Origin of the sequence: Streptomyces sp. NPDC021622, assembly GCF_040640795.1 — a bacterium.
Lineage (GTDB): Bacteria > Actinomycetota > Actinomycetes > Streptomycetales > Streptomycetaceae > Streptomyces.
On sequence record NZ_JBFACK010000037.1, the window covers coordinates 1 to 13307 of the forward strand.

The following is a 13307-nucleotide window of genomic DNA, read 5'->3' on the forward strand; positions in this document are numbered from 1 at the left end:
ATGGCTGAAGTTCTCGTCTATGTCGACCACGTGGACGGTGCCGTCCGCAAGCCCACCCTGGAGCTTTTGACGCTGGCCCGCCGCATCGGCGAGCCCGTCGCCCTCGCGCTCGGCGCGGGTGCCGCCGACACCGCGGCGGTGCTGGCCGAGCACGGCGCGGTGAAGGTCCTGACCGCCGACGCCCCGGAGTTCGCCGACTACCTGGTCGTACCGAAGGTCGACGCCCTGCAGGCCGCCTACAGCGCCGTCTCCCCGGCCGCGGTGCTGGTGCCCTCCTCGGCGGAGGGCAAGGAGATCGCCGCGCGTCTGGCGGTGCGGATCAAGTCCGGCATCATCACCGACGCCGTCGACCTCGAAGCGGGCGATGAGGGGCCGGTGGCCACGCAGGCCGCGTTCGCCGCCTCCTACTCCACCAAGTCCCGTGTCACCACCGGCACCCCGGTCATCACGGTCAAGCCCAACAGCGCGGCCGTGGAGCCGGCCCCGGCCGCGGGCGCGGTCGAGGCCCTGAGCGTGTCGTTCTCCGAGCAGGCCAAGGGCACCAAGGTGGTCGCGCGCACGCCGCGTGAGTCGACGGGGCGTCCGGAGCTGACCGAGGCCGCGATCGTGGTCTCCGGTGGCCGTGGCGTCAACGGCGCCGAGAACTTCCACATCATCGAGGCGCTGGCGGACTCGCTGGGTGCGGCGGTGGGTGCCTCGCGTGCCGCGGTGGACGCGGGCTGGTATCCGCACTCCAACCAGGTCGGCCAGACCGGCAAGAGTGTCTCGCCGCAGCTGTACATCGCCTCGGGTATCTCCGGTGCGATCCAGCACCGGGCCGGTATGCAGACCTCGAAGACGATCGTGGCGATCAACAAGGACGCCGAGGCCCCGATCTTCGACCTCGTCGACTACGGCGTGGTCGGCGACCTCTTCGACGTCGTCCCCGCCCTCACCGAAGAGGTCAAGACCCGCAAGGGCTGAGCCAGTTGACCCAGCTGAGCTGGTTGACCGTATCGAGGCCCTCGCCCCCGCAGCACGCGGGAGCGAGGGCCTCGGCGCGTCACACACACGGCGGCATCACGGCACCCGTCACCCGCGATACGTCTCCAGCAACCGCAGCCACACCTCGCTCACCGTCGGATACGCCGGAACCGCATGCCACAGGCGGTCGATCGGGACCTCGCCCGCGATCGCGACCGTCGCCGAATGGATGAGCTCGCCGACGCCGGGGCCCACGAACGTGACGCCGAGCAGGATCTCCCGGTCCAGGTCGACGATCATGCGGGCGCGGCCCTCGTAGCCGTCCGCGTAGAGGCCGGCGCCCGCCACCCCCGCGATGTCGTAGTCGACGGCACGCACGCGATGGCCAGCCGCCTCCGCCTCCGCGAGGGTGAGGCCCGCCGACGCCGCCTCGGGGTCGGTGAAGACCACCTGCGGGACGGCCGCGTGGTCGGCGGTCGCGGAATGGGCGCCCCAGCGGTCGGTCTCCAGGAGGGGGACACCCTGCGCTCGGGCGGTGATCGCGGCGCCCGCGATGCGCGCCTGGTACTTGCCCTGGTGGGTGAGGAGCGCACGGTGGTTGGCGTCGCCCACCGCGTAGAGCCAGTCGCTGCCCTGCACCCGCAGGCTCTCGTCGACCGGCAGCCACGAGCCCGGCTCAAGGCCGATCGTCTCCAGGCCCAGGTCGTCGGTGCGCGGGGCGCGGCCCGTGGCGAAGAGGATCTCCTCGGCCTCGACCGTGCCGCCGTCGGAGAGGGTCGCCGTGACCGTGCCGTTCTCGCGCCGCACCGCCGTGACGGAGACGCCCGTGCGGATCTGCGCGCCCGCCTCCGTCAGCGCCTTGGTGACCAGCTCCCCGGCGAACGGCTCCATGCGCGGCAGCAGCCCTTCACCCCGTACGAGCATCGTGACCTGCGCGCCGAGCGCCTGCCAGGCCGTGGCCATCTCGACGGCGACGACGCCTCCGCCGACCACCGCGAGCCGGCCGGGCACATGGTCGGCGCTGGTGGCCTCGCGGCTCGTCCAGGGCTTCACTTCCGCGAGTCCCGGCAGGTCGGGCAGGGCGGCGCGGGTGCCGGCGCAGATCGCGACGGCGTGGCGCGCGGTGAGCGTCTCATGGGGCCCGTCGGGGTCCGTGACGGTCACCTGGCGGGTGCCGGAGATGCGGCCGTGGCCGCGGTAGAGGTCCACTCCGATGCCGTCGAGCCAGCCGACCTGGCCGTCGTCCTTCCAGTGGGATGCGTAGTCGTCCCGGTGCGCGAGGACCGCGGCCGCGTCCAGCGGGCCCTGCACCGATTGCCGCAGCCCCGGCACCTTGCGCGCGTCCGAGCGGGCGATCACGGGCCGCAGCAGCGCCTTGCTCGGCATACAGGCCCAGTACGAGCATTCGCCCCCGACAAGTTCACTCTCCACCACCGCCACACTCAGGCCCGCCGCACGGACCCGGTCCGCGACGTTCTCCCCCACGGGACCAGCGCCCAGGACCACCACGTCGTACGCCTTTGATTCCGTCATGAAAGCCAGTGTGGTGCCAGGTGTGCGACGTGGCCACATGGGTACGCGCGCGGAGCGGCACCGGTGCGCGGATGGAATACGTCCACGGGCCGGGCCGTTGTGCAAGGCGGCTTCACCCGATACCAGGAAGAGGGAACTAACCATGAGCAGCACGACTGTGGAGCTCACCAAGGAGAACTTCGACCAGATGGTCACGGACAACGACTTTGTCCTGATCGACTTCTGGGCGTCCTGGTGCGGTCCGTGCCGGTCGTTCGCGCCCGTCTACGAGAAGGCCGCCGAGGCCAACCCCGACCTGGTCTTCGGGAAGGTCGACACGGAGGCGCAGCCCGAGCTTGCGCAGGCCTTCGGCATCCAGTCGATTCCCACGCTGATGATCGTCCGTGACCAGGTGGCCGTGTTCGCGCAGCCCGGCGCGCTCCCCGAGGCGGCCCTTGTGGACGTCATCGGGCAGGCCAGGAAGCTGGACATGGACGAGGTCCGCAAGTCCGTCGCCGAGGAGCAGGCCAAGGCCGAGGCGCAGGACCAGTGAGGAACGACCCGCAAGCGGACCAGTAAGAAACGACCGCAAGCGAAAGGGTCAGCTGGACTCGCGGTGCACTGCCGTCGCGCCGAGCACGTCGTGCACCTCGGGTTCCATGCCGGGGTCACGCACGACCCGGTCGACCAGCTCCGCGAGTTTCTGTCCTGACGGCAGCTCGATGCGGACCGTGCTGAGCCGGGGCCGCAGGAGCCTGCCGAGCATCAGGTCGTCGGAGCCGATGAGCGCCGTCTCGTCGGGTACGGCGACCCCCTCGTCCTGGAGCGCCCGCATCAGCAGCATCGCGTACTCGTCGTTGTACGTGAACACTCCGTCGATCCCCAGCTCGCGCCAGCCCGCCGCGAGCCGGGCCGCCGCATCCTCCGTGTAGGCGAGGGGCAGCTCGGTCAGCGTGGCGTCCGTGCCGTGCAGCGCGCGGCGGATGCCTTCGACGCGCGGCCGTGCGAAGGGTTCGAGGCCCCGCTCCTCGGGGACCACGACGCCGATGTGCCGCCTTCCGCGCTCCAGGAGATGCGTGGCGGCGCACCGGCCCACCAGGCGCTGGTCCATGAGCAGGGCGTGCGCGCCCTCGGCGCGCTGCGGGCCGAGCGTGAACACTGCCTTGGCGCCCGACCGCTTCAGGACGCTCACGCCGCGCGCGCCGAGCGCCGACGCGTCGGGCGCGAGGACCGCGACGGGGCGCAGCTCCGCCCAGGCGCGGGCCGCGTCCTCGCCGGTCAGGCCGAGGCTGCCGTACTGCACGACGGTGTAGTCGAATCGGCTGAGCGCCCACTGCAGTTCGTTGAAGAACTCGCTGAACAGCGGGCCCGCCGGGATCTGTGGAGTCGGCATCAGGACGACCCGGGTGTGCCCTGCGCGCAGACTGCGGGCCGCGGCGTGCGGGACGTATCCCAGTTCCTTGGCGGCCGCGTGGACGCGGCGGCGGGTGGGTTCGCTGATGCGGACGGCGCTGGTGTTGTTGAGGACGTACGAGACGGTCGCGCGCGAGACTCCCGCCAGACGCGCGACGTCGGCGCTTGTCGGCACGGAGCCCGGCACTGCGTTCGACGCCGAGTTCGGCACCGACTTCGGCACGGATTGCTGTGTGGGCTGCTGCGTGGGCTGCTGATTAGGTATCTGCACCATGACGCCGCTCATCCTTCCAGACCGTGCCGGGGCGCCCCCAGGCGGGCGTCCGGGCGCTGTGGGCGGACGTCGGGCGCTTGGCGGTGGCGTGCGCGTCGTGAACTTCCCTGCTCTCGTTCCGCGTTGACCTACCGGCCGGTAGCGTGCGTTCACCTGCCCACCGATCAAAGGTGCCCCCACATGACTGCCGACCGTGCCGACGGCCTGGAGCGCACCGCCCGTGCGCTGGCCGCCGGAGAAGTGACCTCGCGTGCGCTGACCGAGCGGACGCTGGCCCGGATCGAGGCGTCCCAGCCGGTGCTCAACGCCTTCAAGCTGGTCCGCGCCGAGGCCGCGCTGGCCGAAGCGGACGCCGCCGACCGGGAGTTGGCGGCGGGCGGCCCCGGTCTTCCGCCGCTCCTCGGCGTGCCGCTCGCCGTGAAGGACGACACCGACATCGCGGGCGAGCCAACTGCCTTCGGCTGCCGAGGTGACTTCCCGCCGAAGAAGGAGGACGCGGAGTCGGTGCGCCGGCTGCGGGCGGCCGGCGTGGTGATCGTCGGCAAGACCAACACCTGCGAGCTGGGCCAGTGGCCGTTCACCGAAGGGCCCGGCTTCGGCGACACCCGCAACCCCTGGCACACCGGCCACACCCCCGGCGGGTCGTCCGGCGGTTCGGCGGCCGCGGTCGCCGCCGGGCTCGTCCCTGCCGCGCTCGGCTCGGACGGGGCGGGCTCGGTGCGCATCCCGGCCGCCTGGACGCATCTCGTGGGAATCAAACCGCAGCGCGGCCGGATCTCGACCTGGCCGTGGCCGGAGGCCTTCAACGGCATCACCGTCAACGGCCCGCTCGCCAGGACCGTCGCCGACGCCGCGCTGCTCCTGGACGCGGCGAGCGGCAACCACGAGGGCGACCTGCACAAGCCGCCCGCCATCAGTGCCGTCGGCGCGGCGACCCGTGAGCCGGGCCGCCTGCGGATCGCTCTCTCCCTGCGCATGCCGTTCACCGCGACGCCCAAGCGGCTCGATCCGGTGGTGCGGCGCAAGGTCATCGTCCTCGCGGACCGGCTGGCCGCGCTCGGGCACGACGTCGAGGAGGCCGACCCGCGCTACGGCCAGATCGGCCTCGACTTCGTGCCGCGCGCCACGGCGGGCATCACCGACTGGGTCCGTGAGGTCCCCGACCCCCGGCTGCTCGACCCGCGCACCAAGGAGGCCGCCCGCCTCGGCCGCCTGCTCGGCGGTGCGCCGCTGCGCCTTGCCCGGCGCGCCGAGGCCGCCCTGCACCGCCGCGTCGGCGCGGTCTTCTCGACGTACGACGTGGTCATCACGCCCACCACCGCCACGCCCCCGCCCCGCATCGGCACCCTGGCGAAGCTCAGCGGCTGGCGCACCGACCAGGCGATGATCGCCGCCTGCCCCTACGCCTGGACGTGGAACGTCCTCGGCTGGCCGGGCGTCAACGTGCCCGCCGGGCGGGTGGCCGACGGGCTCCCGGTGGGCGCGCAGCTGCTCGGCCCGGCGGGCAGCGAGCCGCTCCTGATCTCGCTTGCCGCGCAGTTGGAGGCGGACCAGCGCTGGTACGAGCAGTGGCCGGCGGCGGCCTGACCCTCCGCCAACGTGCGCCACAGCGCCGGGTCCTCGAAGCCGAGGGCCCACAGGACGGTGTGGCGTACGCCGTACTTCCGCAGGACCGGCAGGTGGGAGGCCGTGCCGCGCGCGTCCTGATACCAGACGGTGCGGCGCTCGCCACCGTCGTTGTACGTGAAGTGCGGCGTGCTCGACGCGGGATCGAGGCGGTAGGGCGCGCCGACCTTGCGGCGCAGGGCCTCCGCCTCTTTCCAGGTGACGTGCCGGGCGCGGTCAGGGCTGCCCACGCCCCAGTCCCAGCCGTAGCCGGGCAGGCCCATCTCCAGCTTGCGGGCGGGGACTTCGGTGGTGGCGCGGCGCAGGATCTCCTCGTACCAGGCGGGCGAGGAGAGCGGTCCCGGCGATCCCCCGGCCCAGTGCTGGTCGTAGGCCATGATGCGCAACCGGTCGGCGGCGGCGCCGAGTCGGCGGTAGTCCCAGACGCGGCCGCTGTTCCGTGTCTGCGGCGAGACGGTGACCACGCACTGCCTGCTCAGCGCGTGCAGCCGGGCGCACAGGTCGGTGACCAGCGTCGCGTACCGGGCGCGGCGGTTCTTGTCGGTGACGACGGAGGCGAGCTCGCCGGGCTCCATCCGCTCCATGACGGTCGGCACGACCTTGATGCCCGCCTTGTGGAGTCCGTCGACGACACGGCGGTCCCCCGCTCCGGTGAAGCCCACCACGTTCCCGGCCGGCTCCGTGCGGTACCAGAAGGGGCTGACGGTGTGCAGTTGGGCGGCGTGGCGCAAGGCGTCCTCGTACGCGGCTTCCTGGTCCCAGTAGGGCAGCCACGCGGAGACGGTGCGCGGCGGAGGCGCGATGGGGGCGGCGGGGGCGGGCGGTGGCGGGACCGTCGCGGCAAGTGCCGCGCCGCACAGGGCCAGCAGGGCGATGACCCGTGGGCGGGGAAGGTGTCCAGGTGGCGCCATGGACCGAGCCTGCGGTTCATCGGGCGGACCCGCCCTGCGGGTTGGGCCAGTCAGGCTCTACGGTGGCCCGCGTGACTGCCGACACCGAAGAACCGCAGATGTCCGCGAACCCGGGCCGCACGGGCCGCACCGCGACCACCGAGGTCGAGCCTGCCGAGGTGGGGCGGGTGCAGACGACGTACGCGCCCGCCCATGACGGCGACCCCGACCCCGGCGAGATCGTGTGGACGTGGGTCCCCTACGAGGAGAACGACGGGCGACAGTTCACACGCACGCAGCTGCATCATGTCTGATCAGGCAAGACACATAAAGGCGGCCCCTCAGAAGGATCTCTGAGGGGCCGCCTATATCCGTTGGGGGACGTTCGGGGGACACGGGGTTAGGCCGCCGTGCTCGACCCCTCCCGGCTTCCGTTGCTCATGATGAGCGTCATCTCCGGCCTGGCGGCACCTGTACCTGCAGGAAGGTCGATCGCCACGGCTGCCCTTTGCGCTTCGTGCGTGCGAGGGACCAGGGCGACGGGGGCGTCTGCGGCCTCCTTCTCGAATTGCGGCATCAGACTGGTGTAGGTGTCGGCGGTCAGAGTGAAGGATGAGTGCCCGAGGAGTGCCTGGATGGCCTTCATGGAGAGGCCGGCGGCAAGGCTGAGGGACGCAGCGCAGTGGCGAAGGTCGTGGAGCCGGATCGGGGGCATGCCGAGCCGCTTGAGGAAACGGTCGAATGCTTTGGAGACATTGTCGGGATGCCAGGGTGTGCCGTCATCTTGCGTGAACACGTAGCCGCTATCGGTGTACGGCTGGTATTTCTCCGGGTTGGCCTGGTGCTTCGCCTCCCACTCCGCTCGCTTCGCCTTCTGGATGTCGCGCCAGGTGGTGAGGAGCGCATGCGTTGCGGAGTCGAGGGTGATGGTCCGTACGCCGCTGCGGCTCTTGGGGGTTTCTGAGTAGATGTCGTGTGAGGTGTCGACGACGAGTTGTTCAACGATGTTGGCTGTGCCGTTTGTCATGTCGACTTCGGACCATGTCAGGCCTGCGGTCTCGCCGCGGCGGGGCCCGCGGAAGACCAGCAAGTGCCACATGATGTAGAGGCGGTGGTCCGTTGCGGCGTCGAGGAACTGGCCGGTCAGTTCTGGGGTCCAGACCATGACGGCGCTGGGCTTTTCTCCCGTTGCCCTCCAGCGAGCAACCCGTTCTTCGGTCCAGACCTGGGCGCGAGGCTTCTCGTACTTGGGAAGGACTACCTCGTCGGCCCAGTTCTCCGGGATCAGCTTTTCCATTATGGCGGACTTCAAGGCGGCTGAAAGAGCGTCGCGGAGCCTCTTCTGCGTTCCTGGGCCTGTGTGTTGCCGTGGTTTGGCGCGGGCCTGCTTGAGGGCGGCCTTCGCGTCGTACCATTTCTGGCGCAGCTCCGGTGGGCGAGGGCGGGGGGCTTGCTTCCAGGCCTGATGGGCTGCCTGGCATTCCGCGAGTGCGTGTGCTGCCTGTATGCGGTTTGCTTCCTTGACCTCGTTGTAAGCCCAGATGTCTTCGAACATGGCCTGGATGTGCCGAGTTCTGAGGTCTCGCATCTTCAGGCGTCCCAGAGCTGGGATGTAGATGCGCTCGATGAAGTCCTTGTAGTCGCTCCTGGTTCTGCGTTTGAGGTCGACGCGCTTGTTAAGCCAACGCCGCAGGAAGTCCTCGACGGTCTCTTGAGATTGGATGTCGATGCCGTTGTTGTCCTCCTCCCAGAGTTGCTGTGCGGCGTGCTGGGCTGCCGTCTTGGTCGGGAAGCCGCCTTTGCGGGGGCGGCGGCGCTCGCCGCGGGGGCCGTCGGGGAGTTTGAGGTAGTAGTACCAGGAGCCATGGTCGCGTCGTTTCAACTGCGGGCACGCGGAGCCGAGTTCTCGGACCTTTGGTGTGCCGTTCGTGTTGAGGATCGGCTGGCCTTGGTCGTCAAGTTTTGGTTCGGTGCATTTGCATCGTTTGTAGGTGCTGCCGTTGAACACGCGGGCCTCCTGGTTTGGGCTGGATCATCCGTACGTGTCCTGATCTTGCTGTAGCGAAGGTGACGCTTCCTTGGTCGCCGTATGCTTCCGGTCAGGTGGCGCGGGGAAGAGGGATGTGACCACCTTTGTCCTCATCTGCGATGACGGTGCAACGCGCTCGTTCCGAGGGGCGTCGTGGCGGGATGTCGGTGGAGGAAGTGAGGTCTCTGCCGGCTGCGGTGAGTGTGGTGACGGCGGCCCGGGCGCTGGGGATCGGTTCGGACAAGGCGTACGAGTTGATCAAGGATGGCGCGTTCCCGGCGCAGACGATTCCGTTGGGGCAGACGCAGAAGGTGTCGACGGCGAGCCTGTGGAAGGCTCTGGGGATCACTTTGGATGTGTAGCCACCTATACGGCCCGGACATTTCGCACTTTACGGAGGTCCGGGCCTCTCTTCCCGGCCGTTCCGGCAGTCGCGTAATTGCTGAGGATGAAAGGCGCCCCGTACAGGTTGCTGTGAGCCGTGCCACACATGACGGCGGGCGATAGGCCCTGGCCTGTAAGTATCGCGTCATTACTGGCCAGCGAGCCCGCATCGTGTGCATGTTCCGCTTGGTCGCCGATATACATTGACCTACGCCAGGTCTAAGCGGCCCCTAACGTGATGTCGAGGCGAAGCGGTCGCAGGTGCGAATGATTGATCGGAGTCAACTGCGTGGGACGGTTGTCGGGCTACGTGCGCGCAGGGGTGGTGCACCCTGAGGAAGCCCCCTTGCTGCGGGAGGCCGTCACGCTGCTGTTCGGTGGCACCCCGGAAGCCGAGGCGACGCGGTGGCTGACCAGCAAGGGGATGCTGACTCCGCGCGGCAACGAGTTTCGCCGCGAGGTCTTGCACCGGCTTCTGACCAATCCGCGGCTCGCGGGCCTGGAAGGGAACGGTGAGCCGATCGACGGCTGGGACGAGCGGGTCCTGGAACCGGACGTTTTCCTGCGCCTGCAAGAGCTATTCACGGAACGCAGTGAGAAGCGCGGCAAGCCGCGTGACGCCCACGAGTATCTGATGACTGGCGGGTGTGCAATGTGCGACGAGTGCACGGCTGGCATGATCGGCAGCCGCGCCCACTCCGAGGCTCCGCCGTCCTACAAGTGTGATGACTGCGGCAAGACCCGCATCAACGCCGAGAAGCTCGAAGACTTCGTGGCCGAGCACGTCCTGGCCGAGCTGCTGAAGCCGGGGGCGCGTGAGCGGCTTGAGGAGTTGGAGTGTGACATCGAGGCGGAGATCGCTCGCCTAAAGGAGCACATTTCTGGGGCTGACGAACGATTCGCCGGGATCGGCGATCTGTACGGGCGGGGCCTCATGGTGAAGGCCGCGTTCGTCGCCGCGCAGAAGGCCAGCCAGGAAGACCTGCGGCTCTCCAAGCTCCGGTTGAAGCACCTGGAGCAGATGACCGATCTGCCGATCGGTGACGTGCACGACCTGGTGGCCTGGTGGCATACGGCCCCGTTCGCGTCTAAGCGCGGGCTGGTGCTGCTGGAGGTCGAGCATGTGCGGGTCGGACGAGTCGAGGGCAGTCACGCACCAGAGAAGCGGGTTCTGATCGACTGGCGACAGCTGACCGCCTGAACAACAGCGGGCTATGCGCAGCTCCTCTGCGAGCAGGTCTTCAGCGCGGTCCGCCCAGGGAAGGCGGGCCGCGCTGAAGCCTGAGTGCACCGAGGACCAGCCAGACTTTCCCCTGGCTGGTCGCTCAGCACCCCTTAACGGGGTCTTCGAAGTTAAGCGGTGCGGAGGTGTCCGCGGGCTCGTCGTGTCGTGACACAGCGTGTCCGCAGACGCTGACTGTCAGCGTTGCGGAACCCAAACGCGTTGCGGGCGACGAGCTTGATCACGCGGTTGATGCCCTCGCTCTTGGCGTTCCTGTGACCGGTGTCGAGGAACGCGGCGTTTTCGGGCCACCAGCGGTCGGCGGTGGCAGCGAGGGGGCGGACTTCGGGGATGTCGAAGTCCGCGCACCAGGTCAGGAACTTCCAGCGGGCATGGCCGACTTGGTGCCGGTCGGCGCCGGTGTGGGCCAGGGCAAGGGCGGTGCGCAGGCTCTCCTTGGCGATCCACGCCGTCAGCAGGATCTGTCCGTGATGGCGCTCTTTGAATCTGGGTCTGGGCGACATCTCGTGACGGTCACGATCACCAGCCCAGTAGCGGTGACCTGCAGAATGTGGCCATGAGTTATGACCTGGTTGTCTGGGAAGGCGAACGTCCTGCCGACGATGCGGCCGCTCGCACGGAGTTCGCTGATCTCTCCGAGCAGTACATGCGGGGCCAGCATGTAACACCGACTCCACAGATCAAAGGCTACGTTGAGGCCTTGGTCAGCCGGTGGCCCGATCTGGACCCGGATGATGAGGACGAAGACGCGAGTCCGTGGTCTGACGGACCGCTGATCGATAACGCGAGCGGTCCGTTGTTCCACTTCGGGATGGTATTCAGCAAGTACCAGGAAGCCTCAGCATTCGCCGCGGACACGGCTAGGTCATCCGGCCTGGTCTGCTTCGACCCACAGGACGGACGTCTGATCTCCTGACCGTTGCGCGCGAAACCCATCCCCTTCAGGAGCGTAAGAGGACGCGGGTGCGGAGGAGTTGGAATGATCCGCGGCCATACATCTGCCGTTTGATCGTCTTAAACGTTGGACGTGGCCTTCGACGACGCCGGAGCTGTAAGCGAGGGTGAGGCCAGCGGTGACGGCGTTGCGGTCTTGGCGCAGGAACCCCGCGAAGCTGCACATCGGCGGCGGGGCGTCTTGTTCGGCCTGGCGGATCCAGTCCATCAGCAGGTGGCCACGGCGGTGACGGGCCAGGTCAGCGAAGACGCGGGCGAGGTCGCAGGCCCGGGTGATGTCCGGGCAGGCGAGGCGGACTTGAAGAAGCTGTTGCTCCTGCTCGTCGGTGAGGGACTCGCGCGGTCGCATGATCCAGCCAGTGATCTTGTGCGGGCTGGGGATGTCGGCGCGGACCGGCTCGGTGTGGCCCGCTCGCAGGGCGGCGAGGTACTTGCGGACCACCGGGCGGCTGCCTCGGTATCCGCGGGCCTGGAGTTCGAGGAACAGGCGGCTGCCGCTGCCCTGCCCGTCGGCCTCGGCGAAGCGGTCGCTGATGCACGCCTTGAACCATTCCAGCACGCCTGCCGGCCGACGGTCGTGCGCGGTGGCGAGCAGCTGGTCGAGGCCGGTGTCGCGGAAGCGGCGCACGGTCTTGCGATCCAGGTGCAGGCGCCGGGCGATGGCGCTGATCGTCCAGCCCGCGTCCACGAGCCGGTGAACGTCCTGGTAGCGGTGACGAGTTCGCTCGATCATCTGGGTGCGGGGCAGTTCGAACGGCGGCAGCGGGGGCTGCGGCCGGGTTCTTCCGGCCTCGTCTTCGGCGCGTCATCGCGACCACCGACGCCACAGTGACCGACGCGGAAATGACCGAACCGGTCCATCACATGCTCGCCGCCCGTGATCTCCTGCCCGCCGAGCACTTCCTCGACTCCGGTTACGCCTCAGCCGAGTTGATCGTGGGCATCAAGAAGAACTTCGGGGTCACCTTGGTCACCCCGGTCCTGCTGAACAGCTCACCCCAGGCACGTGCCGGCGCTGGGTTCGACCGCACCGCGTTCACCATCGACTGGGACAAGAGGCAGGCCACCTGCCCAAGCGGGGACACCAGCACCTGGTGGAGCCCCGCCACCCTGCGCGGTACCAAGGCCATCGTCATCAAGTTCAACAAGGAGACCTGCCGCCCCTGCCCGGTGCGCGACCACTGCACCAGCTCGAAGACCGGCGGCCGAACTCTCTCCCTGCAACCCCGCGAGGTTCAAGAAGTCCTCGACCATGCCCGCCTCCAGCAGGGCGACGAGCGGTGGCGAGCCAAGTACGGAACCCGCGCGGGCATAGAGGGAACCATCCACCAGGCCGTCGCGGTCACCGGGATGAGACGTGCCCGCTACCTCTGCCTCCAGAAGACCCATCTGGAGCACGTCTTCTCCGCCGTCGCGCTCAACCTCATACGCCTCGATGCCTGGTGGAACGGCCACCCGCTCGACCGCACCCGCGTCAGCCACCTTGCCCGACTCGACCTCTCCCTCGCCGCGTGACCGAACAAGCCAGCAGGATCGTCACCAGCCGCAAACGACGGTGTCTCCACGGGATCGGCTCCGCCGGGCGGGGCCGCGGCGCACTTCGGCTTGGTGCAACCGCACTGGGGCCCGTGTCAGCTGAGCAGGGTGGAAGCCGACGGTTGCCACGGAGGTGTCGGCGTACCGTCAGGGTCCAGGCCGTACGGCCACTGACTTTTGAACGCCTCCATGGTGCTGCCGTGGTCGGCGGCCAGCCGGAGTAGGGTTTCGGCGCCCTCCCGGTCCCCGGTCTCCTCCCGCATCACAGCCAGGCGGTGCAGGGCGTCGGTATTGCCGTGATCGGCGGCCAGCCGGGCCAGAGTTTCGGCGCCCTCCCGGTCCCCGGCCTCCTCCCGCATCACAGCCAGGCGGTACAGGGCGAGGGTGCTGCCGTGATCGGCGGCCAGCCGGGCCAGAGTTTCGGCGCCCTCCCGGTCCCCGGCCTCCTCCCGCATCACAGCCAGGCGGTACAGGGCGAGGGTG

General features: G+C 69.2%; 13 protein-coding genes and 2 pseudogenes. 8 read left to right on the forward strand and 7 right to left on the reverse strand.

What is annotated here, in order from left to right; translation table 11 throughout:
• Positions 1 to 963, forward strand: a 963-nt coding sequence (locus tag AB0G47_RS40600) for an electron transfer flavoprotein subunit alpha/FixB family protein (protein ID WP_360781072.1), incomplete at its 5' end; no start/stop codon positions are given.
• Positions 964 to 1071: 108 nt separating this feature from the next.
• Here the strand turns inward: AB0G47_RS40600 and AB0G47_RS40605 are convergent.
• Positions 1072 to 2496: an NAD(P)/FAD-dependent oxidoreductase gene (locus AB0G47_RS40605; protein WP_360781075.1), complete on the reverse strand. Its 1425-nt coding sequence runs from the start codon at positions 2494 to 2496 to the stop codon at positions 1072 to 1074.
• A 142-nt stretch (positions 2497 to 2638) separates the two neighbouring features.
• On the opposite strand from AB0G47_RS40605, the gene trxA reads away from it, so the two are divergent.
• Positions 2639 to 3028 (forward strand): thioredoxin, encoded by a 390-nt coding sequence (trxA, locus tag AB0G47_RS40610; protein WP_360781078.1) that lies wholly within the window; start codon positions 2639 to 2641, stop codon positions 3026 to 3028.
• Between the two features lie 48 nt (positions 3029 to 3076).
• On the opposite strand, the gene AB0G47_RS40615 is transcribed toward trxA, so the two are convergent.
• The gene (locus AB0G47_RS40615) at positions 3077 to 4162 is read right to left on the reverse strand and encodes a LacI family DNA-binding transcriptional regulator (protein WP_360781081.1); all 1086 of its coding nucleotides are present in this window, start codon (positions 4160 to 4162) and stop codon (positions 3077 to 3079) included.
• A 180-nt stretch (positions 4163 to 4342) separates the two neighbouring features.
• On the opposite strand from AB0G47_RS40615, the gene AB0G47_RS40620 reads away from it, so the two are divergent.
• The gene (locus AB0G47_RS40620) at positions 4343 to 5749 is read left to right on the forward strand and encodes an amidase (RefSeq protein ID WP_360781084.1); all 1407 of its coding nucleotides are present in this window, start codon (positions 4343 to 4345) and stop codon (positions 5747 to 5749) included.
• A 50-nt stretch (positions 5750 to 5799) separates the two neighbouring features.
• On the opposite strand, the pseudogene AB0G47_RS40625 reads toward AB0G47_RS40620, so the two are convergent.
• Positions 5800 to 6699, reverse strand: a pseudogene (locus tag AB0G47_RS40625) (glycosyl hydrolase family 18 protein); the annotation flags it as partial.
• Between the two features lie 98 nt (positions 6700 to 6797).
• Between AB0G47_RS40625 and AB0G47_RS40630 the strand changes: the two are divergent.
• A pseudogene (locus AB0G47_RS40630) lies at positions 6798 to 6959 on the forward strand (type II toxin-antitoxin system PemK/MazF family toxin); the annotation flags it as partial.
• 119 nt (positions 6960 to 7078) lie between these two features.
• Here the strand turns inward: AB0G47_RS40630 and AB0G47_RS40635 are convergent.
• Complete coding sequence (locus AB0G47_RS40635) at positions 7079 to 8686, reverse strand: tyrosine-type recombinase/integrase (RefSeq protein ID WP_360781086.1); 1608 nt, start codon at positions 8684 to 8686, stop codon at positions 7079 to 7081.
• A gap of 140 nt (positions 8687 to 8826) precedes the next feature.
• Between AB0G47_RS40635 and AB0G47_RS40640 the strand changes: the two genes are divergently transcribed.
• Together AB0G47_RS40640 and AB0G47_RS40645 are read left to right on the forward strand one after the other, a co-directional pair.
• Positions 8827 to 9069 (forward strand): DNA-binding protein, encoded by a 243-nt coding sequence (locus AB0G47_RS40640; RefSeq protein WP_360781089.1) that lies wholly within the window; start codon positions 8827 to 8829, stop codon positions 9067 to 9069.
• 293 nt (positions 9070 to 9362) lie between these two features.
• A complete protein-coding gene (locus tag AB0G47_RS40645) occupies positions 9363 to 10292 on the forward strand; it encodes a recombinase family protein (protein WP_360781092.1) in 930 nt (309 codons plus the stop codon).
• A gap of 152 nt (positions 10293 to 10444) precedes the next feature.
• Here the strand turns inward: AB0G47_RS40645 and AB0G47_RS40650 are convergent, their stop codons facing one another.
• Positions 10445 to 10837 carry a transposase gene (locus AB0G47_RS40650; protein WP_360781096.1) on the reverse strand — a complete coding sequence of 131 codons (393 nt, stop codon included), beginning with the start codon at positions 10835 to 10837 and terminating at the stop codon, positions 10445 to 10447.
• A 53-nt stretch (positions 10838 to 10890) separates the two neighbouring features.
• On the opposite strand from AB0G47_RS40650, the gene AB0G47_RS40655 reads away from it, so the two are divergent.
• The gene (locus AB0G47_RS40655) at positions 10891 to 11250 is read left to right on the forward strand and encodes a hypothetical protein (protein WP_360781099.1); all 360 of its coding nucleotides are present in this window, start codon (positions 10891 to 10893) and stop codon (positions 11248 to 11250) included.
• On the opposite strand, the gene AB0G47_RS40660 is transcribed toward AB0G47_RS40655, so the two are convergent.
• Positions 11200 to 12021: a helix-turn-helix domain-containing protein gene (locus tag AB0G47_RS40660; RefSeq protein ID WP_360781102.1), complete on the reverse strand. Its 822-nt coding sequence runs from the start codon at positions 12019 to 12021 to the stop codon at positions 11200 to 11202. The two genes, AB0G47_RS40655 and AB0G47_RS40660, sit on opposite strands and share 51 nt — an antisense overlap.
• A 95-nt stretch (positions 12022 to 12116) precedes the next feature.
• On the opposite strand from AB0G47_RS40660, the gene AB0G47_RS40665 reads away from it, so the two are divergent.
• Positions 12117 to 12803 carry a transposase gene (locus AB0G47_RS40665; RefSeq protein ID WP_360781105.1) on the forward strand — a complete coding sequence of 229 codons (687 nt, stop codon included), beginning with the start codon at positions 12117 to 12119 and terminating at the stop codon, positions 12801 to 12803.
• 116 nt (positions 12804 to 12919) lie between these two features.
• Here AB0G47_RS40665 and AB0G47_RS40670 read toward each other — a convergent pair.
• On the reverse strand, positions 12920 to 13307 hold a 388-nt coding region (locus tag AB0G47_RS40670), incomplete at its 5' end, for a tetratricopeptide repeat protein (protein ID WP_360781108.1).